Below are 26,631 nucleotides of genomic sequence, written 5' to 3'. Positions count from 1 at the left end.
ACATGCATAAGCACATCTTCGTCAATCTGGGCGTGCGCGACCTCAAGCGCTCGATGGACTTCTTCGGCCAGCTCGGCTTCAAGTTCGACCCGAAATTCACCAACGACCAGGCCGCCTGCATGGTGTTGGGCGAGAACATGTACGCCATGCTGCTCACCCTCGATTTCATGCGCGGCTTCACCGACAAGGCGCTCGTGGACGCCCGCGAAAGCACCGAGGTGCTGACCTGCCTCTCGTGCGTGTCGCGCGAGGAAGTGGAGGGACTCGTCGACAAGGCGCTCGCGGCGGGCGGCACCTCGAAGCGCCCGCCGATGGAGTGCGGCACCGACATGTACGGCCGCAGCTTCGAAGACCCCGATGGCCACATCTGGGAACTGATGTACATGTCGCCCGCCGCGATCGAAAAGGGCGCGCACGGCTCGTGACGCAGGCGCGCGACCCTCACGACCCACTCACGGCGACGCGCCGCACGGTCGAGGCCGTGTGGCGCATCGAGACGGCGAAGGTGATCGCCCACGCCGGGCGCATCGTGCGCGACGTGGGCGTGGCCGAGGAAATCGCGCAGGACGCGTTCGTCGCCGCGCTGGAAAGCTGGCCTGTGAGCGGCATTCCCGAGAACCCCGGAGCGTGGCTCATGACCGCCGCGAAACATCGCGCCCTCGACCGGCTGCGTCGCGCGGCCTCACATGCGCGCGCGCACGAGGCGATGGGCGCGGACCTCGAAGCGCTCGAAGCGCACTTCGCGCCCGACTTCGTGGAGGCGCTCGACGCCGCGCGCGAGGACGAGATCGGCGACGACTTGCTGCGGCTCGTGTTCGTGGCGTGTCATCCGGTGTTGCCGAAGGAGGGACGCGCCGCGCTCACGCTGCGTCTGCTCGGCGGCCTCACTACGGCTGAGATCGCGCGCGCGTTCCTCGTGCCGGAGGCAACCGTCGCGCAGCGCATCGTGCGGGCCAAGCGCACGCTCGCGGCGGCGAAAGTCCCGTTCGAAGTGCCGCGCCTCGCCGACCTCGAGCCGCGGCTTGCTTCGGTATTCGAAGTGATTTATCTGATCTTCAACGAAGGCTATACGGCCACGGCGGGCCCGGACTGGACGCGCCCTGCGCTGTGCGAAGAAGCCCTGCGGCTAGGCCGCATGCTGGCGGAACTCGTGCCGCTCGAGGGCGAGGCTCACGGCCTCGTTGCCTTGATGGAACTGCAGGCTTCACGCTTGCCCGCGCGTGTGGACCGGGCAGGGCGCGCCGTGCTGCTCGCCGACCAGGACCGCAGCCGCTGGGACGCGCTATTGATCCGGCGCGGGCTTGCCGCGATCGCGCGCGGTGCGGCCTGCGCGGGTGCGCCTGGGCCATACGCGCTGCAGGCGGCGCTCGCGGCTTGCCATGCGCGCGCGCCGAGCGCGGCGCAGACCGACTGGGCGCAAATCGTCTCGATCTACGACGCGCTGCTCGAACTCGACGCCTCGCCCGTCGTGCGTCTGAATCGCGCCGTGGCGGTGGGTATGGCGCGAGGGCCGCAAGCGGCGCTCGATCTCGTCGATGCGCTGTGTGCGGAACCCTCGCTGCGTCACTATCCGTGGCTGCCGGCCGCACGCGGCGATCTGCTCGAAAAGCTGGCGCGCCATGCCGAAGCGCGAGCGGAATTCGAGCGCGCGGCCGCGCTCACGCAGAACGCGCGCGACCGCGAAGTGCTGCTGGCGCGGGCGCAATCGAGCGCGCCACGGACCTGAGGGTGTCATTTCCGGAAGGGTCACGCTTGCGCTTCTGAAATATCGGGGCACAACGCTTGCTACCTGTGCGCGCGGACCCACTCTCTTTGCGCGGCCGGCGCGCAGGCTTCCGATGATTTCAAAAGCGACGATTCTGGCGGTTTCGTGCTCGGCCTTGCTGGGCACGGCGTGTGTGCATCTCGGCCCGACGCGCTTGCGCGCCGATCAGGTCGATTACGCAAGAGCACTCGGCGATGCAAAAAAACGCGGAATACTCGCGGCCGTGATCGGTTTGCGTTACGGCGACGCGCCCGCCTTTCTCACGGTGAGTTCGATCATCGCCGCGTATCAATTCGATTCGACGGCGGGCGTCACGGGCAATATCGGCTCAGGCGCGCAGCCGGACTATGCGCTTGCGACCGGTAATATCTCCTGGTCGAATCGCCCGACTTTCACGTTCACGCCAACTACGGGCGAAGCGTTCGCATCGGCGTACATCCGGCCGCTCGCGCCGGAACTCATGATGCCGCTCGCCGAAGGCGGCATGCCGGTCGATCTGCTGCTGCGTATCGGCGCGCAATCGATCGGCGGGTTGCAGAACGGCAGCGCGCTAGGCGGAGAGGGCAGCGCGGGCTCGGCGGGTTTCTTCCAGTTGCTCCAGGCGCTGCGGCGCCTGCAACTGGCGGGCGAGCTGAACGTGGAGTCGCGCAGCGAGAACGGCAAGAACACGGTGTTCCTCGCACTTGGCGCGACGAACAGCGCGCAGTCGCCGCAAGTTTCGGCGGACCTGGCGCGCGTGCGTGAACTGCTCCATCTTGCGGCGGACACGCGCACGTACGAGATCGTCTATGGACCCTCCGCGCAGGGCGGCAATCGCATTCCCATGGTGACGCGCTCGGTACTCGGCATCCTCACGAATATCGGCGCGCAGGTGCAGGTGCCGGACGCCCAGGTGCAAAGCGGCGCGACGAAACCGACCGTCGGGCTGATTGGGGGCGAAACGCGGCCGATCATCATCGTGCACCAGGGGCCGAAGGCGCCCGCGGACGCCTATGTCGCGATCGACTACGACGGCACGGCTTATTGGGTCGAGCGCGCCGACTTCGACTCGAAATATGCGTTCACGGTCCTGCAGAACCTCATGGCGCTCGCGGAAGCCGAGACGAGCAGCAAGGCGCCGGTCGTGACGATTCCCGCGAACTAGGCGTGAGCTGGCTCGCTACGCGAAGCGCTTGCGCGCGAACATCGCAAGGTCGATGCGGCTTTCGCCTTGCGTGATCCGCTCCGCTAGCGCCTCGCCGATCGCGCTGGCGAACTTGAAACCATGCCCGGAAAAGCCGGTCGCGATGTGCACGTTCGGGCAGGTGGGCACGCGGTCGATGATGAAATGTTCGTCCGGCGTCATGTCGTATTCGCAGGCCCGGCCCACGCGCAGCTTGCCCGCGCCCGGTAAGTAGCGTTCCAGGAAGGCTTGCAGATCGCCGAGATCGCTCGGCTCGGCGCCGAATGGCGCGAGCGGCGCGTCCGCCGCGATGGGCTCGCCGGTGTCGTGGCGGCCCAGCTTCAGGCCGCTGCCGTCGAGATCGGGAAACCCGTAATAGCCGCCCACTTCCGAGGCGACGAAAAAGCCTGGGAAGCGCTCCGGCGCAAAGAGGCCTGGCTCGCCTTCGAACCACGCGAAACTCTTGCGCACGCGCGTGACCGGAATCTCGAGGCCCAGCGGCGCGAGCAGATCGCGAGTCGATTTGCCGGCGCACACGATCAGGTCGCGCGCGGTGAACTTTTCGTTCCTGTCGGTCCAGACGTTGACACTCTCGCGCCCATGACACTCGATGCGCGTGACGCGTGTATTCGTGCCCAGGGTTGCGCCGAGCGCGGTCGCGAGCTGCCGGTAAGTGCTGATCGCGCGCTCGCAATAGAGCACGCCCGCGCCGGGTTCGAAGTTCGCGATCTGCTCTGGGCGCAGTCGCCACGCGGGCCAGCGTTTGCCGGCCGTGGCGGCATCGAGCGTTTCCAGCGGGATGCCGTGGCTGGCGGCGCTCGCCTGCACCTCGCGCATGAACGCTTCGTCGGGCGAGCCGATGTTGACGACGCCCGTGCGCACGAAAAGGGCAGTCTGCGTTTGCTGCTCGAGGTCTTCCCAAAGCTGCTGGGCGCGCAAGGCGAGCGGCACGTAGGCGGCGCCTTCGCCATAGGCGTGGCGAATGAGGCGCGTCGCTCCGTGATGCGCACCCTGATCGTGCGGTGGATCGTCGGCGTCGAGCAGCAGCACCTTGTTGCCGAGGCGGCTCAGATAATAGCCGGCCGCCATGCCCATCGAACCTGCACCGACGATCAGCGTGTCGAAATGTCGATGACTTGCGTTTGTGTCCTGCATGTAGTGCCCCGTGCGCGCCGCGGCGCGCGAACGTGTGTGCGCCTGGCTCCGCTGAACCGGACGGGCGCGCCGTAAAGGGCATTCATTGTCGGCGCTTCGCCCGCACCTGTCGAGCGAGGTCCGACGCGTGCAGGGTCAGGCCCGGGCGCGCCGTTTGCGCGGCCCCGTGGACATGCGCGTGACGAGCTCGGGCGGCGGCCCGAGCACCATGGGCGGCTGCTGGTCCGGTTCGTCGATCAGCCGGATCAGGCTGCGGATCGACAGCTCGGCCACGGCCTCGGTCTGGATCGCGACCGTGGTGAGCGCGGGGCGCATCTGATGGGCGAGCTGAATGTCCGTGATGCCGATCACGGACACATCGTCGGGCACGCCGCGGCCCATGCTGACCAGCGCCTGAATGGCACCGATCGCGAGCAGGTCGTTGGTCGCGAAGATCGCGCTCACGCGCGGGTGCTGCGCGAGCAATTGCTGGCAGGCCGCGTAGCCGGAGTCGATCGAGTCGCGCACCTGCATCTGCGCCACGTTCGCCGGATTCACGCCGCCTTCGCGCAAGGCCGTTCGGAATCCTTCCGAACGGGCATCCTGCAGGCCGCCGCAGCCGTCGCCGATCAGCATGGCAATATTTCGGTGTCCCAACTCAAGCAGATGGTGTGCCGCGAGCGCGCCCGCGCGCGCGAAGTCCACGGCCACGCACGGCAGTACGGGCGGATTCTCGGGGTGCTCCCACATCGCGAGCAGAATGGGGCCGCTGTGCATGGCCGAGATGCACAGTTCGTTCATGGCGATGTCGGTGTTCATCACGAGCACGCCATCCGCGAAGGTGCCCGCGATCTGGTTCAGGTAGGCGCGGCCGATTTGCGCGTCGTCGTCGGTGTTGCAGACCATCAGGAAGTGGCCCGCCTTGCGCGCGGCGCGTTCCGCCGCGAGCACGAACTCGGGGTAGAACGGGTTGGAGACGTTCGAGAGCATGAGCGCGAGCGTGGACGAGCGCCCCTGCGCGAGCGCGCGCGCATTGAGGTTGGGCCGGTAGCCCAGTTCGGCGATGGCCTGCAGCACGCGCTCGGCCGTCTCGGGACGAACCTTCTCGCGATTGCGCAGCACATTCGAAACGGTAGCCGCCGTGACGCGTGCGCGCCGCGCGACTTCTGACAAGGTGACCATGTCGGACCTTTCCCACATTCAGGGAAGATGATTCAGATGTTGCAATGCTGCGGCGGGGTTTGCTACTTTTCTCCCACAACATCAACGGAGACAACGAATGCGCGATTGTGCCGGATTCGAATTTAAGCGGTTAAATGCCCGCTGCGCAAGGGCTGTGGGAAGTTTTCTGCATAAAAATTTAAGCGCTTAAATTTCGAGGCGAGAACATGGCGACGATACAGCTCTCGGGCGTCGGCAAGCGCTACGGCGATCATCCGCCGGTGGTGCGGCATGTCGATCTCGACATCGGGCATCACGAGTTTTGCGTGTTCCTCGGGCCTTCCGGATGCGGCAAGTCCACGCTGCTGCGCATGATCGCGGGCCTCGAGGAATTGAGCGAAGGCGAACTGCGCATCGGGTCGCGCCTGGTGACGGACGTGCCCGCCGCCGAACGCGGCGTGGCGATGGTGTTCCAGAGCTACGCGCTCTTTCCGCACATGACGGTGTTCGACAACATCGCGTTCGGCCTGAAGATCGCCAAGGTGCCGAAAGCCGAGATCGAGCGGCGCGTGCGCGACGCCGCGCGCAGCCTGCAACTGGAGGCGCTGCTCGACCGGCATCCCAAGGCGCTATCGGGCGGACAGCGTCAGCGCGTCGCCATCGGCCGCGCCATCGTGCGCGAGCCGGGCGTGTTTCTGTTCGACGAGCCGCTCTCCAATCTCGACGCCGCGTTGCGCAGCCATACGCGCATCGAGATCGCGCGCCTGCACCAGCGCTTCACGGATGCGAGCGTCGTGTATGTCACGCACGACCAGGTCGAGGCGATGACGCTCGCCGACCGCATCGTGCTGCTGCACGCGGGCGCCGACATGGAGCGCCACGGCAGCGTGGCGCAAAGCGGCGCGCCGCTCGATCTCTATCACCACCCGAAGTCGCGCTTCGTGGCCGGGTTCATCGGCTCGCCGCGCATGAACTTCATCGACGCGAGTGTCGACTCGGTGGATGAAGAGGGCGTGCGCGTCACGCTCGAAGGCGGGCAGACGCTGCTCGCCTGCGTGGACGGACGCGCATTGAAGCGCGGTCAGCCGGTCACGCTGGGCGTGCGGCCCGAACATCTGCGGCTGACTGGCGACGATCAATCGATTGCGTGCGCAACGGTGCTCGCCGAGCGCCTGGGCGAACATAGCTATCTGCATGCGGATCATGCGGCCGGCACACTGGTCGCCAAAGCGCCGGGCGATTCGCTTATCGGTGTTGGCGAACACATCCGCGTGCATGTGCCGCCGCAGGCGTGCCATCTGTTCGACGCCGAAGGCACAGGGTTGCGCCGGCTCGCGGCAGCGCATGCGCCGGCGCTGGCCTGATTTCGTTATACCCCGCCGGTAGAGCGGGTCACCAGGTCTGGCGGCGCGGGTGCCGTCAGTCGACAAAGGCAGTCCAACAGCATGTTGGATGGATCGACACAGGAGACAACAGATGTTTTCCAATCGCTTGAAAGCGTTCGGTTCGCTGGCCCGCGGCTCGGCCGCCGTCGCGATCGTGGCGGCGACGGCGTTCACGAGCATGGCCGCCGACGCCGGGACGCTGACCGTCAACGTCTCGGCGCGCGCCAACCAGCGCTCGACATGGCAAGATGCCTTCGATCAGTTCAAGAAAGCCAATCCCGACGTCGACCTCAAGGTATCCTATATAACCGAGGAAGCCTACAAGGTGCAGATGGGCGGCTGGCTCGCGACCGATCCGCCCGATGTGGTGTCGTGGCACGACGGCGAGCGCATGGCCTATTACGCCGAGCGCGGCCTGCTGGAAGACCTCTCCCCGGACTGGGCCAAAAACGGCTGGAACGACCAGTACGCATCGGTGAAGAGTGCGTCCACATGGAACGGCAAGCAGTATGCCGCGCCGCTGGGATATGACGCCTATGGCTTCTTCTACCGCAAGGACCTGTTCGCCAAGGCCGGGCTCAAATCCGAGCCGAAGACCTTCGACGAATTGCTGGAAAGCTGCAAGAAGCTCAACGCCATCGGCGTGCAGCCCATTGCCGTGGCCGCGCGCGACAGCTGGACGCTCGCCGCGTGGTTCGACTATCTGGACCTGCGCATCAACGGCAACGAGTTCCACCAGAAGCTGATGGCCGGTCAGATTCCCTATACCGACCCCCGCGTGAAGAAGGTGTACACCACGTGGAAGACGCTGATGGACAACCATTGCTTCATGGAGAACGCGCTTTCCTACGACGTGGATTCGATCGCGCCGGTGCTCGTGAACGGCAAGGCGGCGATGATGCTGATGGGCACGTTCTTCTCGGCGAGCTTCCCGGAGACCATGAAACAGAACGTGGGCTTCTTCCGCTTCCCGGTCATCGACGCCAATGTGCCGACGGCCGAAGACGGTCCCGTGAACGTGCTGCTCATTCCGGCGAAGGCCAAGAACAAGGCCGATGCGCGCCGTCTGCTCGCCTTCATGGAAACGCCCGCGATCAACGCCGAACTCGCGCACGGCTGGGGCCAGCTGCCTTCGAACAACAAGGCAGCCGAGCCTGACGATCCCATCTCCAAGGTGGGCTTCCAGACGCTCGCGAGCACGCGCGGCGGCATTGCGCAGTTCTACGACCGCGACATGCAGAAGGAAATGGCCGACGAAGGCATGAAGGCCATGCAGCAGTTCTACAGCGACCCGTCGCAGCTCGATACGCTGCTCGCGCGCCTCGAAACGACGCGCCAGCGCATCTACCACAAGTAAAGCCGCGGTGCGGCCGGCGCATTGCGCCGCCGGCCGTACCTTCTTCGATCACCGGCGAGACTTCACCATGTCCGATACCTTGGCGCGCCCCATTGGGGCGGCGCGGCCGCGTCGCGTCTCTACTGTGCGGCGGCAACAGAATCGCGCCGCGCTGTTTTTTCTGCTGCCGGGCTGCGCGCTCTTTGCGCTGTGCGTGGTCTACCCGATCTTCAGCAGCATCACGCTCAGCTTCTATAACTGGGACGGGATGACCGCGAAAACGTTTGTCGGGCTCGCGAACTACGTCGAACTGTTCCAGACCGACACGTTCTATACCGCGCTCAAGAACAATCTGCTGTGGCTTGTGTTCTTCCTGCTCGCGCCGCCGCTCGGTCTCGTGTTCGCGCTCTATCTGAACCAGCACGTGCGCGGCATACGCGCGGTGAAGTCGCTGTTCTTCGCGCCGTTCGTGCTCTCGGGCGTGGTGGTCGGTCTCGTGTTCTCGTGGTTCTACGATCCGACCTTCGGTCTGCTCAAGATGATCGTCGGCCATGGCATACCCGTATTGGGCGACCCGAAGCTCGTGACGTTCGGCATTATCTTCGCCGCACTCTGGCCGCAAACACCGTTCTGCATGATCCTGTATCTCACGGGCCTCACAGGCATCAACCCCGAGATCGTGGAAGCCGCGCGCATGGAAGGCGCGAAGGGCTGGCGGCTCTTCTGGCACGTGGTGCTCCCGCAGCTGCGCCCTGCCACGTTCATGGCCATCGTGCTCACGGTGATCGGCGCGCTGCGCAGCTTCGACCTGATCGCCGTGATGAGCGGCGGCGGCCCGTTCGACAGCTCCACGGTGCTCGCGTACTTCATGTACGACCAGGCGATCAAATACTACCGCGAAGGCTATTCGGCAGCGATTGCCGTCGTGCTGTTCGCCATCATGCTCGTTTATATCGTGTTCCATTTGCGCCGCATGTTGCGCGAAGAACGCTGAGTTACCCGTCGATTTTTCGTCGCTGTTCACGGAGTCGCTGCCCATGTATCCGCTTCCCGTCGATCGCTGGAAACCCGCGAATCGCGCGCTCTACAAGATCTCGTTGCCCATTGCGCTCGTCATCTGGCTGCTGCCCATGCTCGCCGTGCTCATTACCTCGATCCGGTCTACCGAGGAACTGCAGCAGGGCGACTACTGGGGCTGGCCGAAGCACTTCGCGCTGCTGGAAAACTACGGGGCGGCGCTCACGCAAACACCGATGCTCCATTACTTCGCGAACAGCGTGCTGATCACGGTGCCTTCGGTGATCGGTGCCATTACGCTGGCTTCGATGGCGGGCTTCGCGCTATCCACGTATCGCTTTCGCGGCAACACGGCGGTATTGTTCGCCTTCGTCGCCGGGAACTTCGTGCCGATCCAGATCCTCATGATCCCGGTGCGCGACATGGCGCTGCGCGTAGGGCTCTACAACACCGTGTGGGCGCTCATCATCTTTCACGTGTCGTTTCAGACCGGATTCTGCACGCTATTCCTGCGCAATTTCATCAAGCAACTGCCGTTCGAACTGATCGAGGCCGCGCGCGTGGAAGGCGCGAGCGAATGGGCCATTTACTGGCGTATCGTCATGCCGCTCGTGCGGCCGGCGCTCGCCGCGCTCGGCATTCTCGTCTTCACGTTCGTCTGGAACGACTACTTCTGGGCGCTGTGTCTCACCCAGGGCGACGACGCCGCGCCGATCACGGTGGGCGTAGCCGCGCTCAAGGGGCAGTGGACCACGGCGTGGAACCTCGTGGCGGCGGGCTCGGTGCTTGCGGCGCTGCCTTCGGTGCTGATGTTCTTCGCCATGCAGAAACACTTTGTCGCGGGGCTTACCTTCGGCGCGAGCAAGGGCTGAGAGAGCCCGGCCGCAGCCGAAGGCCCTTTTTTATTTCATTCGTATTCCCGACGTTATTCCGAGGCGGATTGTCACTCATGCAAATCGGTGTCTGCTACTACCCCGAACAATGGCCGCAAACGATGTGGGCCGACGACGCGCGCCGCATGGCCGAATTCGGCATTACCCACGTGCGCATTGGCGAATTCGCCTGGAGCCGCATGGAGCCGCGCGCCGGTGTGTATGAGTGGGCCTGGCTCGACGATGCGATCGAAACGCTCGCGGCCCGTGGCCTGAAGATCGTGCTCGGCACGCCCACGGCCTCGCCGCCGAAGTGGCTCGTCGACGCGACGCCCGAGATGCTTCCCGTGCGCGCCGACGGCACGCCCTGGAACTACGGCTCGCGCCGCCACTACGACATTGCGAGCGAGGCTTATCGCGCCCATTGTGTGCGCATTACGGAGGCGATGGCACAGCGCTACGGCGCGCATCCGGCCGTGATCGCATGGCAGACCGACAACGAGCTGGGCTGCCACGACACCGTGCCGAGCTGGTCGAGCGCCGCGCAGCGCCGCTTCCAGACGTGGCTCGCGAAGCGCTACGACACGATCGAGGCGCTCAACGAGGCATGGGGCAACGTGTTCTGGAGCATGGAGTACCCGTCGTTCGAAGCGGTGGGGTTGCCCGTGCGCACGCCGACCGACGCCAACCCGGCGCATCATCTGGATTTTCGCCGCTACATGTCGGATGAAGTCGCGAGCTTTCATCGCGAGCAGGCAGACGTGCTGCGCCGCCACGCGCCGAACGCCGACGTATTGCACAACTTCATGGGTTTTTTCACGACCTTCGATCACTACCAGTTCGCGGCGGACAAGGCCATCGACGTGGCGACGTGGGACAGCTATCCGATCGCGCGCACCGAAGTGATCGGGTTGCCGGAATCGCAGAAGGCTCGCTACGCGCGCACCGCGCACCCGGACGTCTCGTCGTTCGACCACGACCGTTACCGCACGATCGGTGGCGGACGTTTCTGGGTGATGGAGCAGCAGGCAGGGCCGGTGAACTGGGCGCCGTGGAATCCGGTGCCCGCGCCGGGCATGGTGCGCCTGTGGGCCTATGAAGCGTTCGCGCACGGCGCCGAACTCGTTTCGTACTTCCGCTGGCGGCAGTGCCCGTATGCGCAGGAGCAGATGCATTCGGGCCTCAATCTGCCGAATAACGAGCTGTCTCCCGGCGGCCGCGAGGTGGAGCAGGCCGCGCGGGAGATCGCGGCGAGCGACGTGTTGCGCACACTCGCACCGGCGGGGCGTGCCCAGGTGGCGCTCGTATTCGACTACGAAACGCAGTGGATGTTCGAGATCCAGCGCCACGGCGCGAGCTTCGACTATCAGACGCTCGCGTTTGACTACTACAGCGCGCTGCGCGAACTGGGCCTCGATGTCGAGATCGTCTCGCGGCACGCGGATCTTTCGGCGTACCGGCTCGTGGTGGTGCCGTCGCTGGCCGTGATCGACGACGCCTTCGTGGATCAGATCGAGCGCAGCGACGGCCTGTGGGTGTTCGGGCCGCGCAGCGGCTCGAAGACCGCGCACTTCGCCATACCCGGCGACCTGCCGCCCGGCGTGTTGCAGCGCGTGCTGCCGTTGCAGGTGCTCGAGGCGGAATCGCTGCGGCCCACGCTCGCGCCTGCGGTCACGCTAGCCGGCGTGCAGGGCGAGGCATTGCATTGGCGCGATCACGTGCGCGCCAACGGCGCCACGCGCGTTCAGGCGCAATTCGAAGACGGCTGGCCTGCGCTGCTCTCGCATGGCCGCGTGCGTTACGCCGCTGCGTGGTTTTCGCGCGAGCTGCATCTCGCCATGCTCGACGAAGCCGCGCGCGGCGCGGGCCTCGCCACGCAGCGCTTGCCCGAAGGCTTGCGCGTGAGCCGACGCGGCGGATTGTGCTTCGCCTTCAACTTTGGCGAGCAACGTGTTCAGGCGCCGGCCCCCGACGGGGCCCAGTTCGTGCTGGGCGCGCGCGAGCTTGCGCGAGGCGACGTGTGCGCGTGGCGCGAAACCCGCTGAGCCGCAGCTAACCCGAGAGAGTGCTCCGCGTCGCGTCGCATCACGCGCGCGCCGCGGAACACTCGCGCGCATCAGAACAGATGCCGGATGCCAATGCTCGCGCCCACGGTCGACCCGGAGACTTCAAAGAGCGCGTTGTTGATCGACAAGCCCGTGTCCATACGACCGTGGTTGTTCACGTAGCCCACCTGGCCATAGAGCGTCGTGCGTTTGGAGAGGAAGAACTGCACGCCGCTCGACGCGAGGAGCGAGTGGTTGGTGCCGTCGTTGCCGTCGCGCGTGTACCAGACGCCGGCGTCGACGTCGAGGTAGGGCGTGATCATATAGCTGAGCCCGCCGGAGTAGACGCTGTTGTCGAACGACTGCGCAACCTTGTAAAGCGCGTACGAAGCCGAGATCGTGAGCGAGTTCGGGAAGCGATAGCTCGCGCCGATCGTGCGGCCCACGAACTCGATGGTGCTCGGCACTGGCGTGATGGCCGCGCTGCCTCCGCCATTGCCGCTATACAGCGCGCCTGTGATCGTGAAGCCCGCGATGTGATAGCGCAGGCTCGCCGAATACTGGCGTCCCGCCTGGAAGTTGTCCGCCGCGCCGCCCATGGCGAACATGCCCATCGCCTGAATGCCGGCGATTTCCGGGGACGTATACGTAATCGCGTTGCTGTTGAAGAGCCCGGTCACGTAGACGTTGTTCACGTAGCTCACGAGACCGCTGCCGAAATACGACATGCCGCGCGGGTCCGTCTGGTAGAGCGAGAGGAAGAACGGTGAGTACTGCAAACCAGCCTTGACCGTACCATAGGGACTTTCCATGCCGATCCACGCCTGACGCCCGAAGAAGTTGCCGTTGGAATTGCCGAACTGGCCGTTCGCGATGCTGATGCCGCTCTCGAGCGCGAATACCGCACGCATCCCACCGCCCAGGTCCTCGGCGCCGCGCATGCCGAAGTTCGAGCCGGATATGCCGCTGTCCGTCAACGAGAACTGATGACCGGCGTTCTGGCCCGTCCGCGTGTTCAGCGTATGGCTCGTGTAGAGGATCGACCCGTCGACGATGCCATACAGTGTGACGCTGCTCTGCGCGCTTGCGACACTCGCTGTGCCCATCAAACCGGCCGCCGCGAGGCAGCGGACCAGCCATTTCATGCCGAGGTTGTCGCGTTGTAACATTTCGTCATCCTTAGTGTTATTTATGGATTGAGATTGATGTGACAGGTGCTGCGCACGCTTCAGGCCATGCTCCAGGCAAAGCCGCGGATAAAGCTTCAGGCAAAAGGGGGCCGGGGTTCCTCGCGGAACCACATGAATCGGAATGCTGGGAGTGCTGCTCGGCGTACTACGCGGAGTACTTCGCGTAGTCCTGCGGTCTGGCGCGGCGGCCGGGGTCCTCTCGCGTGCGCAGGAACAGCGTGGGCGAGCGCGTGGTCATCGTGGGCTTGCGGCTAGGCATGGGCCGGATTGAATGCGCGTTCACCGATCGCTTCTCCCCTGACGAGAGGTGTGCAACGTTGACGGAATGCTACGTTCGATGGGGGCTATTTTTGTACGACCGTGCGGAATCTGTCACCCTGGGAGAAACGATCACATTTGCGCATCAATTTGTTGCACCCGGCGCATGAATCGACACACGGGCGCCTGCCTCACCCCGCCGGATTCTCCTCATCCTGCGGCGGCGCGCTGCCCGCGGGCGCACCCAGGATGCTGACCTGGAAAACCGGCGTGCCTGCAAGCGACTCGAGGTTGGGGTCTTCGGGGTAGGCGAGCAGCAAAGGGAAGATGACAGAGCCGCCAATCACGGCGCGGCGGCTGTTCTCGGCGGGGCGCAGGCCCCAGACGTCCTGATAGACGAGCGGCACCGTCTTGCCGTCGCGCTCCGTGTTGCCAAGGTAGAGCATCACGTGACCGCCTATATAGATGAGCGTGCGCATGGGCGCGCCGTGCTGCACGAGCCAGTCGAGGCGTTGCGCGGGCGTGGAAGCCGAAAGATCGGTCATCGCCCCCGCGTTCATTTGCGTGGACGAATGGCGGGGCAGCCACACGCCGAACGCAGCGAAAATGCTCTGCAATTCGGCCGAGCAGTCGTTGTCGAAGTTCGTATTGCCCCAGCCGTAGGGGCGGCCGATCAGCGCCTTCATCAACTGTGCGAGATGGCGCGGCGTCGCCGCGAGCGGCGCGGGCACGATGGCGTTCGAATCGAGCACTGCCGTGCGGATCGCCGCGCGGCCGTCTACATCGCGGGCGGGCACGAGCACTTCGCCCGGCTTCGCGCCGGAAGCGGGGCGCAGCGGCAGCAGCGTGCCGGCGGGGGCATCGAAGCGGAACACGCCGCCATCGTCGCGCAGCGCGGCGGAGGCCACGACCACGACGCCCAGCGACTGGTGCGCCGCCGCGCGCCACGTCGAAACGAAGGCTTCATCGACGCTCGCCACGCCGTCGCTGCGCACCCAGCCCTGCACGTCCGGCGTCTGCACGTAGCGCCAGGCGCCGTCTGCGCTCGTGCCGAGCACGTAGAGCGGCGTGCCCGGCCGCACGGCGCTCACCTGCAGGTTGTCGAAGGGATAGCCTTCGCCTGCTATGCGATGTGAATAGAACGACGGGTCGACGGTGGGCAGCTCGCGCACGTACAGTGCCGTCGTGGCGATGGCGCGACGCGTGGCATCGAAGCCGCTGGACTGTTCGAACTGGCTGACGTTGGCGTTGCGCTCGATGGCGTCGATCCACGCCTTCGTGTGCGGCCGGAAATTCATGCCGTAGCCAATGCGGCGCGCCTCCTTGTCGGTGTTGTCGAAGTATGCGAGGCGGCGCGTCTGCAGCGCGGCGATGTCGCTGCCGCCATCGCGATACACGCGCTGCTCGACAAACGCGCGATTCCAGGGCGAGGGATCGTTCGGCCCTGCACCGAAATAGCGCGCGACGAGCGCATCGAATTGCGCGCGCTGGATGTCGGGCGAAAGGAAGGGCTTGTCGTAACCGGCGCTGGCCGGATCGATCCAGTGATCGACGTTCTGGTCGTAGTGCTCGATCGGGAAGAGCGTGACCGTATCGGGCGGGAGCGCCTGCCCGGCAGGACTCTGCGAGGCCGGGCCGGTCGCGCATCCCGGCAGCACGCACGCGGCGGCTAGCGTCAGGGCGAGGAAGCGGGCGCGCGGAGCCAGGGCAAAAGCGGAAAGGCGAGACGAAGAATCGAGGGCGGAGCGCATGGGCGAGCGGGCGGTTCGACAACCCGTGGATGATACAGGACGCGCCGCGCCCACCGCCCTCGCTGATGCCCGAAAATCAAACGATTACTGCTCGATCTGCCGGTTCCAGCGCGAATCCCATTGCGCGCGGTGCTCGTTGATCACGTCCCAGTCCACCACCGTCACCTTCTTCACGAGCTGGTCGAGATTGCCCAGGCTCTTTTGCATGTCGGGCGGCATGGTCGCGTTCTGGTTGGTCGGAATCTGCTTGCCGGCGGAGGCCGCCTTGCTCTGCGCGGGCGCCGACAGCAGGAACTGCGCGAGCTTTTGCGCGAGCTGCGGGTCGGGATTGTTCTTCACCACGCACAGGTCCACGAGCAGCAGCACGGCGCCTTCCTTCGGGTTGGCGTAGGCCACGGGCAGGCCCTTGTCCTTCAGGTCACCCACTGCGGTGGGCGTGAGCGGGAAAATGCCGGCCTCGCCGGTCTGGATCATCTCCGAGAGCTTGGCCGAATTCGGAATATATTCGACGACGTTCGGACCCACCGTGCTCGCCCACTTCGTGAAGCCCGGCTCGACATTGCTCTCGCTGCCGCCCATCAGGCGATTGATGGCGAGAAAGCCGTGCAGCCCGAACGTGCTGCTCGAAGCCGACTGGAACACCACCTTGCCCTTGTATTTCGGATTGGCGAAATCGAGCCACGAAGTGGGCGGCGCCCAGCCTTTATCGGCGAACACCTTCGTGTTGTAGCCAATGCCCGTCATGCCGAGCTGCACGCCCGCGCCCACGTCGCCTTTCATGCGCGCGAACGGATACAGCTCCTTGAGCACCGGCGAATCGTCGAGTTTCTCGCACACGCCCATGCTCACCGCGCGCGCCATTACGCCGTCGTCGAGAAAGGCGACATGCATCTGCGGGCTGTTGCGGTTGGCGAGGAGCTTCGCGAGCACGTCGGACGACGTGCCCGGCACGACCACCACCTTCACGTTGTTGGCCTTCTCGAAGTCGGGCAGGACCTGGCTCGTGTAGGCTTTCTCCATCGGGCCGCCGTTCATGCCGATGTAGATCGTCTTCGTTTGCGACCAGGCGCCTTGCGAGATGCCCAAGGCAACGAGTGCGGCCAGCGGAGCCAGGGTGCGTGTGAGTTTCATCGTGGGGACTCCTTATTTGATTGGGAGAGCGGCATGAACGCAAGACTGCGTGAAGCGGCCGATAGCGAACGCCTCGATGGGCGTGCTCGTCGTGCCTTCTGTGACGAGTTCGGCGAGGACTTCGCCCACGCCCGGCGCCAGCAGGAAGCCGCCGCCGGAAAAGCCGAAAGCGTGCACGAGGCGCGGCGTGGTGTTGCTGAAACCGATGATCGGGTTGCTGTCCGGTGTTTCACCTTCCACGCCGCTCCACGTGCGGATGAGCAGCGCGTCGCGCAGGCCGGGCAGCAGCGCGCAGGCGTCGCGCATGACGGCGCGCGTGGTGGCGGTGGACGGCTGTGCGTACTCGCCGTCGCCGTGCCCGCGTCCGCCGCCGATCACGCAGTTGCCGCGCTCGACCTGGCGCGCGTAGACGCCGCCGCCGTAGACGCCCAGGTTGTGCTGGATAAATCGCGGCAGCGGCTCCGTCACCCACATGTTCGGGTAGATCGGCTTCATCGGCACGGTTTCGCCGAACGCGCCCGCCACCGTATTGGCCCAGGCGCCCGACGAGTTGATCAGCCAGTCCGCGCTGATGCGCTCGTGGCCCGCGCGCATCTGGAAACGCCGGCCGTCGAAGCTCAGGTCGGCGAGCGCGGTCTGCTCCTGCACGTGCGCGCCCGCGCGCCGCGCCGCCACCGCGAAGCCGGGCGAGACGAGACGCGGATTCGCCTGGCCGTCGCTCGCGCAAAGTGCCCCGCCAATGGCGGTTTTGCCGAGCCACGGGTAGCGGCGCCGAAACGCTTCGCCGCTCATGACGACCGACTCCACGCCGAAATCGCGCGCCATGTCGGACCACGCGTGAAGCGCGTCGAGATCGCTGTCGCGGCGCGCGAGGCGCAAGTGCCCCGACACGACGAATTCGCCGTCGCTGCCGATCAGTTCGGGCAAGCGGCTCCATACGCGCCGGGCGCGCACCGCAAGCGGCAGTTGCTCGACGCTGCGTCCGTGGGTGCGCACGCCGCCGTAGTTCACGCCGCTCGCCTGCGCGCCGCAAAAGCGCCGCTCGAACAAGCCGACGCTTACCCCCTTGCGCGCGAGTGCGAGCGCCGCCGATGCGCCGACGAGCCCGCCACCCGCAATCACAACCTGGAAGTGGCGCGTGTCACTCATCGTGGGCTTCCTCTGCGATGACTTGCACGCCGTCGTCGAACAGCATCGGTGAAATGGGAATCGGCTTGATCGGCGCCTGGCTGCGTAAGCGGCCCACCTCGTGCAGCGGCTTGCCGGTCTCCACGCTCAGTAGCGCCATGGCGGATTCACCGCACATGCGCCCCTGGCAGCGCCCCATGCCGATACGCGTGAGCGCCTTCAGGCGGTTGACTTCGCTGGCGAAACCGTCGCGGATACAACTACGCAGCGTGCCGGCATCGACTTCCTCGCAGCGGCAGATGGTCAGGTCGTCGGGCCAGTTGGCGGCGCAGTTGGCCGGCGGGGCAAATGCCTGCTCGATGCCCACGCGAAAGCGCGCGATCCGTTCGAGACGCTTCTCGATCGTTGCCACATCAGGCAAAGCAGCATCGTGCTGTGGCGCTTCGATGCCGATATCTTCGAGCATCGCGAGTGCGGCGCGGCTGCCCGCGAGTTCGGCGGCATCGGCGCCTGCGATACCGGCGCCGTCGCCGGCCAGATAGACGCCCGGCACAGAGCTGCGGCCCGCCGCATCGCGTTCGGGCAGCCAGCAGCGGTTGAGGTCGTCGAAGGCGAAGCGGCAGCCCGCGAGATCGGCGAGCTGGGTTTCGGGCCGCAAGCCGTAGCCGAGGCCGATCGCATCGCAGGCGATGGCGTGCTCCTTGCCGTCGGCCGCGCGCCAGCGGACGTATTGCACCGCCGCGTCGCCTTCGATGGCCTCGAGCGCGACGCCATGCTCCATGCGCACGCCATGCGCCTTGAGCCACGCGACGTAATAAACGCCCCTGGCGAAGGTGCCCGGCTGGTTGAGCAGCTTCGGCGCGGCGGCGGCCTGGCGCCCAAACGGGCTCGTGTCGAGCACGGCGGCTACTTGCGCGCCCGCTTTCGCATACTGATACGCGACGAGGTAGAGCAGCGGCCCGGTGCCGGCGAACACGGTGCGCTGGCCAATTGCGCAGCCCTGCGCCTTCAGCGCGACCTGGGCGCCGCCGAGTGTATAGGCGCCTGGCAACGTCCAGCCGGGCAGCGGCACGATGCGGTCGGTGGCGCCGCTCGCGATGATCAGATGCGACCACGGCACGCTCGATTCGCGGCCCGCGCGCAGGGTGTCGAGCCGGCCCGGCTCGCACGACCAGGCCAGCGTGTCGGGCCGATAGTCGATTTTCGGGAGCAGGTCGGCCATGGTGCGATGGACCGCATCGGCTTTCTTCGCCTCGAAGCCGTAGAGCGCGGTTTTCGTGCGCGAAAAGCCTGCACCGTCAGCGGGCTGGCGATAAATCTGGCCGCCCCAGCGCGCGTTTTCGTCGATGACGGTGGGGCGCAGTCCCGCGGCCACGAGCGTTTGCGCGGCGCGAATGCCGGCCGGTCCTGTGCCGACGATGACGATGCGCTCGGGCCCGGTCGCGCTCATCGCGCACCTCCGCCATAAATTTTGGTATCCGAACCAGTGCGCGTCACCACACGCATGCCTTCGCGCAACGGCGTGGAGCAGGCGCGCAGGCGCGTGCCGTCTTCGCAGCGCACCCAGCAGTCCTGGCAAGCGCCGATCAGGCAGAAGCCCGCGCGCGGTTCCGTGCTGAACTCGCTGCGGCGCACGTGCCGCTGATGCGTGAGGATCGCGGTGAGCAGCGTATCCCCCGCGAGCGCCTTGACTTCGACGCCGTCTAAAACGAAGGAAACGCTCGCGCGCGCGGTTTCGGCAACGCGGACGAACTGGGCAAGGGGAAGCGGCGTGGCGGTGCTCATGGAAGGTCGGTGGCGCGGCAGCAGGAATCGAAAGAGGCGGGCGGCGTTCAGTGCTGCCCGATCAGAATGCGGTTGAGCCCGTATACGCGGTCGAGCAGGAACATCGCACCCGCCGTGATGAAAATGACGAGCGCGGAAACGGAGGCCATCATCGGGTCGATCGACTCGGTTGCGTACATATACATGCGCACGGGCAGCGTGACGGTTTGCGGCGAGGTCACGAAGATCGACATCGTCAGTTCATCGAAGCTGTTGATGAACGCGAGCAGCCAGCCGCCCGTGATGCCGGGCACGATCATCGGCAGCGTGACGCGGCGGAAGGTCGTCCAGGCGTTGGCGCCGAGCGACGCGGCTGCATGCTCGATGCTGCGGTCGAGGCCGCTCACCGAGGCGAGCACGAGCCGCATGACGAACGGCGTGATGATGATCATATGCGCGAGGATCAGCCACGCGAACGAGCCGGTCGCGCCGATCAGCGCGAAAAAGCGCAGCAGCGCGATGCCCAGCACGAGCCCCGGAATCACGAGCGGCGAAAGCAGCAGCGCGTTGAGAAAGCCGCGGCCCGGAAAGCGCGCACGGCCAATGGCGAGTCCCGCGGGCATCGCGATGACGAGCGAGAGCGTGGCCGAGGCGAACGCGAGCTTGAGGCTGTTGAAGAACGCGGTGATGAAGTCGGGGTAGTCGAGGATTGCGCGGAACCAGCGCAGCGACAGGCCGTGCGTGGGGAGCGTCAAGGTTTCGTCGGGCGTGAATGCCACGAGAATGACGATGACGAGCGGCGCCAGCACGAACAGAATGACGAAGCTATGGAACGTGAGGGCGAGCGGTCCGTTTTTGCGCATGATGTTGTGTCCTGGGGCCTTAGCCCATGCTGCGCGCGTAGCGCCGTTCGAGCACGCGGTAGTAGGTGAGCATCACCACGAGATTGGCGACGAGCAGCAGCACGGCGATGGTCGCGCCGAGCGGCCAGTTCATCGAGCTGAGGAACTGGTCGTACACGGCGGTGGCCGCCACCTTCAGGCGCCGGCCGCCCAGCAGGCCAGGAATCGCGAAGGCGCTCGCCGACAGGCCGAACACCATGAGGCTGCCCGAGAGAATGCCCGGCATGAGTTGCGGCAGCACGATGCGGCGCAGGGTGGTGAAAGGCGACGCCATCAGCGACAGCGCCGCGTTCCCGGTTTGCGGATCGAGCCTTTGCAGCGCGGTCCACACGGGAATCACCATGAACGGCAGCATCACGTGCACGAGCGCAATGACGATCGCGAAGGTCGTGTATTCGAGCTTGAAGGGGCCCGCGCCGAACAGAGCGAAGAACTGGTTCACGAGACCGTTCATGTTGAGCAGCATGCTCCAGCCGAACGCGCGCACCACCACGGAAACCAGCAGCGGCGCGAGGATCACGAGCAGGAAGAGCGAGCGCCATGGGTCGCGCATGCGCGAGAGGATGTACGCCTCCGGCGTGCCGATCACGACGCACAGCAGCGTGGTGAGCGCGGCAATGCCGAAGGTGCGCAGGAAGATCGTGTGAAAGTACGACGAGCCCAGCACTTCTACGTAGTTGTGCAGATCGAATGCGGCGATGGGGCCGCTCATCGGATCGAAGCGGTAGAACGTGAGCGCGAAGGTCATGGCGAGCGGCACGAGCACGAGCGCGGCGAACAGTAGCAGCGCGGGCGCGCTCATGAGCCAGAGTGGCATGTAAGCCTGCCAGCCCGCGCGCACCGTGGCGTGCGGAGCTGGCTGCGAAGCGCGGAGCGTGCTAGACACGGGCGCCCTCCCGATGGATGAAGCGGATCGCGTCGCTATGCCAGTCGATGCCCACCTGGTCGCCTTCGGCAAGCGGCTCGTTGCCCTCGTTCTGGCAGCACACGAGCATTTCGCCCGCGCGGCTGTCGAGCCGGTAGAGCCACTGGCTGCCGAGGAAGAAGCGGCTCGTCACGCGCCCGGCGAGCCGGCCCGAACCGCTCGCGCAGAGCTTGAGCTTTTCGGGGCGGATGCACAGCGTGATCGCGTCGCCGACACCCACCGCGCGGCCGCGTTCGGGGAGTTGCGCCGTCGAGCCCGTTTCGGCGAGATCGTGGCCGAGATCCACGCGGATCGTATCGCCTTCGCGCGCGACGATGCGGCCCGCGAGCATGTTGGCCTTGCCGATGAACTGCGAGACGAAGTCGTTTTCGGGCCGCTCGTACGCGCGATAAGGCGTGTCGACCTGGGTGATGCGGCCGCTTTCCATCACGACCACGCGGTCGCTGATCGACAGTGCTTCCGACTGATCGTGCGTGACCATCAGCGTGGTCGTGCCGATCTTGCGCTGAATGGCGCGCAGTTCGAACTGCATGTCTTCGCGCAGTTTGGCGTCGAGATTGGACATCGGCTCGTCGAGCAGCAGCACGGGCGGCGCGATCACAATGGCGCGCGCAATTGCCACGCGCTGGCGCTGGCCGCCCGAAAGCTCGCGCGGAAAACGCTGCGCGTAGGCGTCGAGGCGCACGAGCGCGAGCGCCTCGCGAGTGCGGTCCCGACGCTCGGCTTTATCCACACCGCGCATTTCGAGGCCGAAGCTCACGTTCTGCTCCACGCTCATGTGCGGAAAGAGCGCATAGCTCTGGAATACGATGCCGAGGCCGCGCTTGTTCGGCGGCATCTGCGTGATGTCACGCCCGTCGAGCGTGATGCGCCCGCGTGTGGTTTCCACGAAGCCGGCGATCATCTGCAGCGTCGTGGTCTTTCCGCAGCCCGAGGGGCCGAGCAGTGAGACGAACTCGCCTTTTTCCACCGACAAATTGACGCCCGCGACCGCCTGCAGGTCGCCGAACGATTTCGATACATCGGTCAGGGTGAGGAACGACATGGTGTGGCCTTCCAGTGCTTGGGTTGCGCCGGCACCCGCTGGGCGAATCAAGGTGCAGGGCGTTGAACCGACTGTAGCTAGCCAAATTTTTAGTCGTCAATTTAAAATTCCATCGAGCGATAGGAATCTGACTTATATTCCGTTTGATGGAATGTGGATGCGGCTTGCTGGCCGATCGTTTCGTCCGGTGAACTTCGGGAAATCCCTGAACAGGCCCGGATGAAAGCACGATGACGTTTGGTGGTCCAATCTGTTGGGCCGCGCGCCAATTCAGCCAGCTTTTGGCGGATATTCCGCTCTATGGAATCAACCGAGATCGTTATGACGTCAGGGGAAGAGAAAAGTGGAACGCCGGCCGACGACGCACGCGGCGCGGGCGTGTTGCAGCGCGCATTTGCGGTGATCCGCGCGCTGGGGGCAAGTCAGGCGGAAGGCAGTCGCGTGACCGCGCTCGCCAAGGCCGTGGGCCTGACCCAGGCTACTGTGCATCGACTGCTGCAGGGGCTGATCGCCGAAGGCGTGGTCGAGCAGGACGAAGGCACGAGGCGCTATCGGCTGAGCGTGGATTTTTTTGCGCTCGCGGCGCAGGCGGGTAATCCCAGCGGAATGCGCACGCTATGCCGGCCTGCATTGCTGCGCCTGTGCGCAAGCCTTGGCGACACCATTTTCCTGCTCGTGAAGAGTAGCTTCGACGCGGTGTGCCTCGACATGTGTGAAGGCCCGTTTCCGATCCGCTCGTTCACGGGCGATATCGGCGGGCGTGTAGCGCTGGGCGTCGGCCAGGGCAGTCTTGCCATTCTTGCGTTCCAGCCCGAGGCCGAGCGCGAAGAAATCATCCGGTTCAACGTGCCGCGCTTGCGCAGTTACGGCGTGCTGGACGAGGTGTATTTGCGCACGGAGATCGAGCGCGTGCGCAAGCTCGGCTACGCGGGGCGCAACACCGGCGTGCTCGAGGGCATGGCGGGCGTGGCTGTGCCGATTCTGGACCAGAACGGCTGCGCCGTGGGCGCATTGAGCGTGGGCACGCTGGCTGCTCGTCTCACGGAAGACCGGTTGCCGACGATCGTAGAACTGCTCAAGCGGCAGGCCGAAATCATCGGGCCGCAAACGAACCCGTTCGATGTGGCGGTGCGCCGCCCCATGCACGGGCTCACGCGAGCGATGTCGACGCAACCATTGGCTTGAGCGATGACGGCGGGTATTGATCTAGTCGAACGCATTCCTAACTAAATTACCTGATCGCGAATCGTTCTCGTTGAGCAATCGGTGTGCAAACGTTTACCAGGTCCGTGCATTGCTGCATTGCGAAATCGAACAGTATGATCGGACGAAAATTGACCAGGGGGATAACCTATCCGCATGCGTCTTGGTTTTGGCGTAAATAGGCAGGTGGCTATTCGTAGACTGAAGGCGACGTACGAAATGGCAGTTCGCCGCCATGGAGCGTCGCAATCCATGGCGGCGCGAGCAGGTGACCCCGGAAACGAAAACAGGAGCGCCCGAAGCGTGGTTTCGCATGTAGTCTTGCAGGACCCGGAAGGGACAAAACCACCCGCCACGTGAACTGTCACATTGAGTACATGCCGTTGCCACGTCGACGAGAAGTCATTGAGGAGCGTGGGTGCTGGGGGAGGTGGAGCGCATGTGTGATCCCGCGGCGCTTGCAGTCAGAATATACCGGTGATCGATGACGACCATAAACGACCGGACGTTGCCCGTTTTCGAGGCACCGGCTGCTACTGTTACGCCGGTGCCGGTACGCGCGGCGCCTTCGATCTTTCATGAGCGCTGGTGGCTCGACATCGCCACGCAAGGCGACTGGAAGCTTGCGGTGGTGAAGCAGGACGACGAGGTCATTGGCGAGATGCCGTACGCGATGCAACGCACGCGACTGTGGCGTGTCTCGCACCTGCCGCCGCTCACGCGAACGCTCGGGCCGGTCATCAAGTCCGTGACGGGCAGCGAGGCTCGCCAACTGCATCATGAACTCGACGTCACCGGCAAGCTGATCGAGCAATTGCCCGACTGCGACAGCTTTTTTCAGGTGCTCGACCCGCGCATCGACGACGCCCTCGCGTTCGCGCTGCATGGCTTTACGGTGACGGCGCGCTACACGTTTCGCATCGACCGGAACACGTCGGCCGACGAAGCATGGAAGCGTCTGAACAGCAAGACACGCAACGTGATCCGCAGCGCCTCCCGTGAATTGACCGTCGTGCCGGATATCGAGCCCGCCGAGTTCATCGCGTTCTACGACGCGAATCTCGCGGCGCGTTCGCGTACCAACGCTTATGGGGATGCGGTCATGCGCGACCTCGTCAACGCGTTCGTCGAGCGCAAGGCCGGGATGCTGCTCGGCGCCTATGGGCAAGGCGGGAAGCTCGTGGCGGCGGTCGGCCTTGTCTGGGACCATCAGGCAATGTATTACCTGTTGTCATCGCGCGCGCAGGACGCGCATAGCGGCTCGATCAGCCTGCTGCTGTGGAGCGGCATTGGCCGCGCGCTGGAGCGCAGGCTCACGTTCGACTTCGACGGCTTTTCGAGCCCGTCGACATTCAACTTCCTCAACGGATTCGGCGCGACGCTCACGCAGCGGCTGGGCGTCGAGCGCCACGGCACGGTGTATTTGCTGATGCGTACGCTTAAACGGAAAATTGCGCCCGGGCGCGTGTTCGCCCCCAATCTATAGACGGCGGGGGCGTCGTGTGGCGAGCGATATCGTACGCTACACGAGTTCGTGCCGCGCGGGATCGCTTGCGCGACGGGTCGTGACCTCGGCAAGTTCCAGCGCGCTCGAGGCGAAGAGCAACGGGGTCCAGCGCCGGATCGTGCTTTGCGCGCCGGCAGCGAAGCGTTCGCGCAGCGCGGGCTCGCCGCCCAGCTCGCCGATACGCTGCGCTAATGTCGAGACGTCGCGCGGTTCGACCACAAAACCGTTCACGCCGTCGATCACCACTTCGCCAGCCACGCCGCATGTGCGCGTGACGATGGCAGGGCACCCGGCCGCGAACGCTTCGTTCACGCACAGGCCCCATTGATCAAATTCGCTCGCGAGGACGACGAATTCCGCGAGCGCGTAGAGATTCGGCATTTCCTGGTTGGCGAGTGAGTTGAGTATCGTCACATGAGACGTCAGGCCGAGCGAATCGATGCGCGCGCGCAGCTGCGCTTCGAGCGGACCCTGACCCACCAGAACGAGGCCGATATTTTCGTTGTACACCCCGGATTTGCGGTAGGCGTCGATCAGCACGTCGACGTTCTTGCGCGCGACGAAGCGGCTTACGCACAGCACATAGCGCTGCGGCAGGCCGAAGCGCGATCGCACGGCCTCGGGGTTGACGCTCGCGGCCTGCGCGAGATCCGAAAAATAGTCGACGTCGATCACATCGAAACCAATGCGGGAACGCTCCTTCGGTATGCCAAGCGATTGCGCGTAACGGCGATGCTTCTCGCCCGCGACGAGCGCCCCGTCGAAGCGGCTCACGATAAAGCGCTTGAGCCGCTCCTTGGTGCGCTGGCGCAGTCCGTCGTCGGCCTTCGAATCCGACATGTAGATGAGCTTGAAGCGGCGCGTGAGATGTCTGAGGAAACAGAGCACCGCCGAATAGCCGGTGTTGTAGCCGAGCGTGATGACCACGTCGGGCTCGAAGTTGCGCACCTTCGCAATCAGGCGCGCGGTGTCGCGCGCGCCGAGACCATCGCTGTCGGCGCCGTTCTCGACCAGCGTTTCCGCCATGCGCGGGCGGTTCGCGAAGAATGCCGCGCGGCGTTCCTGAGGAAAGCCGTAGACGCCCGAGCGCGCAAAGACCTCGAGCAGCGCCACCTGGTGGCCGCGACTGGAGGCCGCGCTGACGAGTGCCTCGTAGCGAGGGACGTGATAGTCGCCCAGGTTGCCGATGACGAAGAGGATACGCATGGACAATGACGGCTCGCGGTGGCGCTTGGTTGAGCAGGCAGCGCACCACGGGTGCCTGGTCTGCATGAAATCCCGGACAGTCGTCCAGACCTGCCGGGCAGCGTTGGCTGCGCCGAACCGCTCGCATAATCGCGGCGGGGACCCGCAGTCGCGCCGTTTGCTGCATCGTAACCCGATTGTGTGAGGCGTTTTTACGTGATGTCGGTGATCAGCGAAAACTTGTCCGATATGGCGGAGGCGATGCAAAGCAGATGAAACCTTGCGGGTCAATCCTTCCGAGGAATACGCAAGGCGCTTGCACGAAATGGCACATGACTTGCGTAGGTCGGGCCGATTGGAGCGATTTCCGGATGCCAGAGGGCGGGTTTGCGCATGGCTTGTAACCGATTGTCATCACAACCGACATCAATCGGTGCGGGGCGATGAAAACTGTCATATCAATGCGTCACACTGGAGGTTTGGCATGTTTCAATACGTTGGAAGAAGGGAAAGCGCTTAAGGTCAGCATCAGATTTTCGGCTTAATATCCTAGGGTTGACCCGTGGCGCTTAGTCCTTCAATTCGATAACAAACATGCGAACCGGAATGGCAATCGAAGGTTTTGCGTAATGCATTTCTAGGGAATTGCGCGGCGCTGGATCGAAGATGGCTAACCGGGTTTCACCATACTGCGCGGACAATCAAGGAATATGAAAACGCTGTTTCTGCAGGCCCCGTCGTATGACGGCTTCGACGGTGGCGCGG

General features: G+C 65.1%; 23 protein-coding genes. 10 read left to right on the top strand and 13 right to left on the bottom strand.

Translation table 11 applies throughout. The annotated features are described in order from the left end of the window. Positions 1 to 2: 2 nt before the first annotated feature. The 3 genes from ACOJB8_RS28750 to ACOJB8_RS28740 all read left to right on the top strand — a co-directional run bounded on the left by ACOJB8_RS28750 (position 3) and on the right by ACOJB8_RS28740 (position 2,909). Complete coding sequence (locus tag ACOJB8_RS28750; RefSeq protein WP_475015627.1) at positions 3 to 425, top strand: VOC family protein; 423 nt, start codon at positions 3 to 5, stop codon at positions 423 to 425. Continuing rightward, positions 422 to 1,726, top strand: coding sequence for an RNA polymerase sigma factor (locus ACOJB8_RS28745; RefSeq protein ID WP_475015625.1), 1,305 nt, complete (start codon positions 422 to 424; stop codon positions 1,724 to 1,726). The genes ACOJB8_RS28750 and ACOJB8_RS28745 overlap by 4 nt, the downstream gene beginning before the upstream one ends. A 112-nt stretch (positions 1,727 to 1,838) precedes the next feature. Next, entirely contained in the window at positions 1,839 to 2,909 is a 1,071-nt protein-coding gene (locus ACOJB8_RS28740; protein ID WP_342947466.1) for a hypothetical protein, read from the top strand. 15 nt (positions 2,910 to 2,924) lie between these two features. On the opposite strand, the gene solA is transcribed toward ACOJB8_RS28740, so the two are convergent. Both solA and ACOJB8_RS28730 read right to left on the bottom strand, forming a co-directional pair. After that, a complete protein-coding gene (gene solA, locus ACOJB8_RS28735; protein ID WP_475015623.1) occupies positions 2,925 to 4,082 on the bottom strand; it encodes an N-methyl-L-tryptophan oxidase in 1,158 nt (385 codons plus the stop codon). 135 nt (positions 4,083 to 4,217) lie between these two features. Further along, complete coding sequence (locus ACOJB8_RS28730) at positions 4,218 to 5,243, bottom strand: LacI family DNA-binding transcriptional regulator (RefSeq protein WP_475015621.1); 1,026 nt, start codon at positions 5,241 to 5,243, stop codon at positions 4,218 to 4,220. 206 nt (positions 5,244 to 5,449) lie between these two features. Between ACOJB8_RS28730 and ACOJB8_RS28725 the strand changes: the two genes are divergently transcribed. The 5 genes from ACOJB8_RS28725 to ACOJB8_RS28705 all read left to right on the top strand — a co-directional run bounded on the left by ACOJB8_RS28725 (position 5,450) and on the right by ACOJB8_RS28705 (position 11,877). Continuing rightward, complete coding sequence (locus ACOJB8_RS28725; protein WP_475015619.1) at positions 5,450 to 6,586, top strand: ABC transporter ATP-binding protein; 1,137 nt, start codon at positions 5,450 to 5,452, stop codon at positions 6,584 to 6,586. A gap of 112 nt (positions 6,587 to 6,698) precedes the next feature. After that, positions 6,699 to 7,964 (top strand): ABC transporter substrate-binding protein, encoded by a 1,266-nt coding sequence (locus ACOJB8_RS28720; protein WP_475015617.1) that lies wholly within the window; start codon positions 6,699 to 6,701, stop codon positions 7,962 to 7,964. Between the two features lie 67 nt (positions 7,965 to 8,031). After that, entirely contained in the window at positions 8,032 to 8,937 is a 906-nt protein-coding gene (locus tag ACOJB8_RS28715; protein WP_069269069.1) for a carbohydrate ABC transporter permease, read from the top strand. Positions 8,938 to 8,980: 43 nt separating this feature from the next. Then, positions 8,981 to 9,832, top strand: a complete 852-nt coding sequence (locus tag ACOJB8_RS28710) for a carbohydrate ABC transporter permease (RefSeq protein WP_069269070.1) — start codon at positions 8,981 to 8,983, stop codon at positions 9,830 to 9,832. 77 nt (positions 9,833 to 9,909) lie between these two features. Further along, positions 9,910 to 11,877, top strand: coding sequence for a beta-galactosidase (locus tag ACOJB8_RS28705; protein ID WP_475015615.1), 1,968 nt, complete (start codon positions 9,910 to 9,912; stop codon positions 11,875 to 11,877). Positions 11,878 to 11,948: 71 nt separating this feature from the next. On the opposite strand, the gene ACOJB8_RS28700 is transcribed toward ACOJB8_RS28705, so the two are convergent. The 10 genes from ACOJB8_RS28700 to ACOJB8_RS28655 form a co-directional block, all read right to left on the bottom strand. After that, a complete protein-coding gene (locus ACOJB8_RS28700; protein WP_475015699.1) occupies positions 11,949 to 13,022 on the bottom strand; it encodes a porin in 1,074 nt (357 codons plus the stop codon). A gap of 190 nt (positions 13,023 to 13,212) precedes the next feature. Continuing rightward, on the bottom strand, positions 13,213 to 13,350 hold the full coding sequence (locus ACOJB8_RS28695; protein ID WP_176733017.1) for a hypothetical protein: 138 nt from the start codon (positions 13,348 to 13,350) through the stop codon (positions 13,213 to 13,215). Positions 13,351 to 13,516: 166 nt separating this feature from the next. After that, entirely contained in the window at positions 13,517 to 15,076 is a 1,560-nt protein-coding gene (locus tag ACOJB8_RS28690) for an SH3 domain-containing protein (protein WP_475015613.1), read from the bottom strand. 84 nt (positions 15,077 to 15,160) lie between these two features. Continuing rightward, positions 15,161 to 16,207, bottom strand: a complete 1,047-nt coding sequence (locus ACOJB8_RS28685; RefSeq protein ID WP_342947471.1) for an ABC transporter substrate-binding protein — start codon at positions 16,205 to 16,207, stop codon at positions 15,161 to 15,163. 12 nt (positions 16,208 to 16,219) lie between these two features. Next, positions 16,220 to 17,356, bottom strand: coding sequence for an NAD(P)/FAD-dependent oxidoreductase (locus tag ACOJB8_RS28680; protein WP_475015611.1), 1,137 nt, complete (start codon positions 17,354 to 17,356; stop codon positions 16,220 to 16,222). Continuing rightward, entirely contained in the window at positions 17,349 to 18,785 is a 1,437-nt protein-coding gene (locus ACOJB8_RS28675; protein ID WP_475015609.1) for an FAD/NAD(P)-dependent oxidoreductase, read from the bottom strand. The genes ACOJB8_RS28680 and ACOJB8_RS28675 overlap by 8 nt, the downstream gene beginning before the upstream one ends. Further along, positions 18,782 to 19,120 (bottom strand): (2Fe-2S)-binding protein, encoded by a 339-nt coding sequence (locus ACOJB8_RS28670; RefSeq protein WP_342947474.1) that lies wholly within the window; start codon positions 19,118 to 19,120, stop codon positions 18,782 to 18,784. The genes ACOJB8_RS28675 and ACOJB8_RS28670 overlap by 4 nt, the downstream gene beginning before the upstream one ends. 47 nt (positions 19,121 to 19,167) lie before the next feature. Next, positions 19,168 to 19,962: an ABC transporter permease gene (locus ACOJB8_RS28665; protein WP_368617295.1), complete on the bottom strand. Its 795-nt coding sequence runs from the start codon at positions 19,960 to 19,962 to the stop codon at positions 19,168 to 19,170. Between the two features lie 19 nt (positions 19,963 to 19,981). Continuing rightward, on the bottom strand, positions 19,982 to 20,887 hold the full coding sequence (locus tag ACOJB8_RS28660) for an ABC transporter permease (RefSeq protein WP_406953693.1): 906 nt from the start codon (positions 20,885 to 20,887) through the stop codon (positions 19,982 to 19,984). Beyond that, positions 20,880 to 21,971 (bottom strand): ABC transporter ATP-binding protein, encoded by a 1,092-nt coding sequence (locus tag ACOJB8_RS28655; RefSeq protein WP_069269079.1) that lies wholly within the window; start codon positions 21,969 to 21,971, stop codon positions 20,880 to 20,882. Before ACOJB8_RS28655 ends, ACOJB8_RS28660 begins: the two co-directional genes overlap by 8 nt. A gap of 321 nt (positions 21,972 to 22,292) precedes the next feature. Between ACOJB8_RS28655 and ACOJB8_RS28650 the strand changes: the two genes are divergently transcribed. Both ACOJB8_RS28650 and ACOJB8_RS28645 read left to right on the top strand, forming a co-directional pair. Beyond that, positions 22,293 to 23,156 (top strand): IclR family transcriptional regulator, encoded by an 864-nt coding sequence (locus ACOJB8_RS28650; RefSeq protein WP_069269080.1) that lies wholly within the window; start codon positions 22,293 to 22,295, stop codon positions 23,154 to 23,156. 502 nt (positions 23,157 to 23,658) lie between these two features. After that, complete coding sequence (locus ACOJB8_RS28645) at positions 23,659 to 24,660, top strand: GNAT family N-acetyltransferase (protein WP_342947478.1); 1,002 nt, start codon at positions 23,659 to 23,661, stop codon at positions 24,658 to 24,660. A gap of 36 nt (positions 24,661 to 24,696) precedes the next feature. Here ACOJB8_RS28645 and ACOJB8_RS28640 read toward each other — a convergent pair whose 3' ends face one another. Continuing rightward, the gene (locus ACOJB8_RS28640) at positions 24,697 to 25,887 is read right to left on the bottom strand and encodes a glycosyltransferase family 4 protein (RefSeq protein ID WP_069269081.1); all 1,191 of its coding nucleotides are present in this window, start codon (positions 25,885 to 25,887) and stop codon (positions 24,697 to 24,699) included. Between the last annotated feature and the right edge of the window lie 744 nt (positions 25,888 to 26,631).

The organism is Paraburkholderia sp. BR10141, assembly GCF_056155635.1.
Note: the sequence above shows the minus strand (reverse complement) of the source record. Positions and strands in the feature narration are given on the sequence as shown.

What these genes read in the sequence shown, in the direction of transcription:
- ACOJB8_RS28750 (WP_475015627.1), top strand. Translation starts at nt 3, where the DNA reads ATGCATAAGCACATCTTCGTCAATCTGGGCGTGCGCGACCTCAAGCGC.
- ACOJB8_RS28740 (WP_342947466.1), top strand. Translation starts at nt 1,839, where the DNA reads ATGATTTCAAAAGCGACGATTCTGGCGGTTTCGTGCTCGGCCTTGCTG.
- solA (WP_475015623.1), bottom strand. Translation starts at nt 4,082, where the DNA reads ATGCAGGACACAAACGCAAGTCATCGACATTTCGACACGCTGATCGTC.
- ACOJB8_RS28730 (WP_475015621.1), bottom strand. Translation starts at nt 5,243, where the DNA reads ATGGTCACCTTGTCAGAAGTCGCGCGGCGCGCACGCGTCACGGCGGCT.
- ACOJB8_RS28725 (WP_475015619.1), top strand. Translation starts at nt 5,450, where the DNA reads ATGGCGACGATACAGCTCTCGGGCGTCGGCAAGCGCTACGGCGATCAT.
- ACOJB8_RS28720 (WP_475015617.1), top strand. Translation starts at nt 6,699, where the DNA reads ATGTTTTCCAATCGCTTGAAAGCGTTCGGTTCGCTGGCCCGCGGCTCG.
- ACOJB8_RS28715 (WP_069269069.1), top strand. Translation starts at nt 8,032, where the DNA reads ATGTCCGATACCTTGGCGCGCCCCATTGGGGCGGCGCGGCCGCGTCGC.
- ACOJB8_RS28710 (WP_069269070.1), top strand. Translation starts at nt 8,981, where the DNA reads ATGTATCCGCTTCCCGTCGATCGCTGGAAACCCGCGAATCGCGCGCTC.
- ACOJB8_RS28705 (WP_475015615.1), top strand. Translation starts at nt 9,910, where the DNA reads ATGCAAATCGGTGTCTGCTACTACCCCGAACAATGGCCGCAAACGATG.
- ACOJB8_RS28700 (WP_475015699.1), bottom strand. Translation starts at nt 13,022, where the DNA reads ATGAAATGGCTGGTCCGCTGCCTCGCGGCGGCCGGTTTGATGGGCACA.
- ACOJB8_RS28690 (WP_475015613.1), bottom strand. Translation starts at nt 15,076, where the DNA reads ATGCGCTCCGCCCTCGATTCTTCGTCTCGCCTTTCCGCTTTTGCCCTG.
- ACOJB8_RS28685 (WP_342947471.1), bottom strand. Translation starts at nt 16,207, where the DNA reads ATGAAACTCACACGCACCCTGGCTCCGCTGGCCGCACTCGTTGCCTTG.
- ACOJB8_RS28680 (WP_475015611.1), bottom strand. Translation starts at nt 17,356, where the DNA reads ATGAGTGACACGCGCCACTTCCAGGTTGTGATTGCGGGTGGCGGGCTC.
- ACOJB8_RS28675 (WP_475015609.1), bottom strand. Translation starts at nt 18,785, where the DNA reads ATGAGCGCGACCGGGCCCGAGCGCATCGTCATCGTCGGCACAGGACCG.
- ACOJB8_RS28670 (WP_342947474.1), bottom strand. Translation starts at nt 19,120, where the DNA reads ATGAGCACCGCCACGCCGCTTCCCCTTGCCCAGTTCGTCCGCGTTGCC.
- ACOJB8_RS28665 (WP_368617295.1), bottom strand. Translation starts at nt 19,962, where the DNA reads ATGCGCAAAAACGGACCGCTCGCCCTCACGTTCCATAGCTTCGTCATT.
- ACOJB8_RS28655 (WP_069269079.1), bottom strand. Translation starts at nt 21,971, where the DNA reads ATGTCGTTCCTCACCCTGACCGATGTATCGAAATCGTTCGGCGACCTG.
- ACOJB8_RS28650 (WP_069269080.1), top strand. Translation starts at nt 22,293, where the DNA reads ATGACGTCAGGGGAAGAGAAAAGTGGAACGCCGGCCGACGACGCACGC.
- ACOJB8_RS28645 (WP_342947478.1), top strand. Translation starts at nt 23,659, where the DNA reads ATGACGACCATAAACGACCGGACGTTGCCCGTTTTCGAGGCACCGGCT.
- ACOJB8_RS28640 (WP_069269081.1), bottom strand. Translation starts at nt 25,887, where the DNA reads ATGCGTATCCTCTTCGTCATCGGCAACCTGGGCGACTATCACGTCCCT.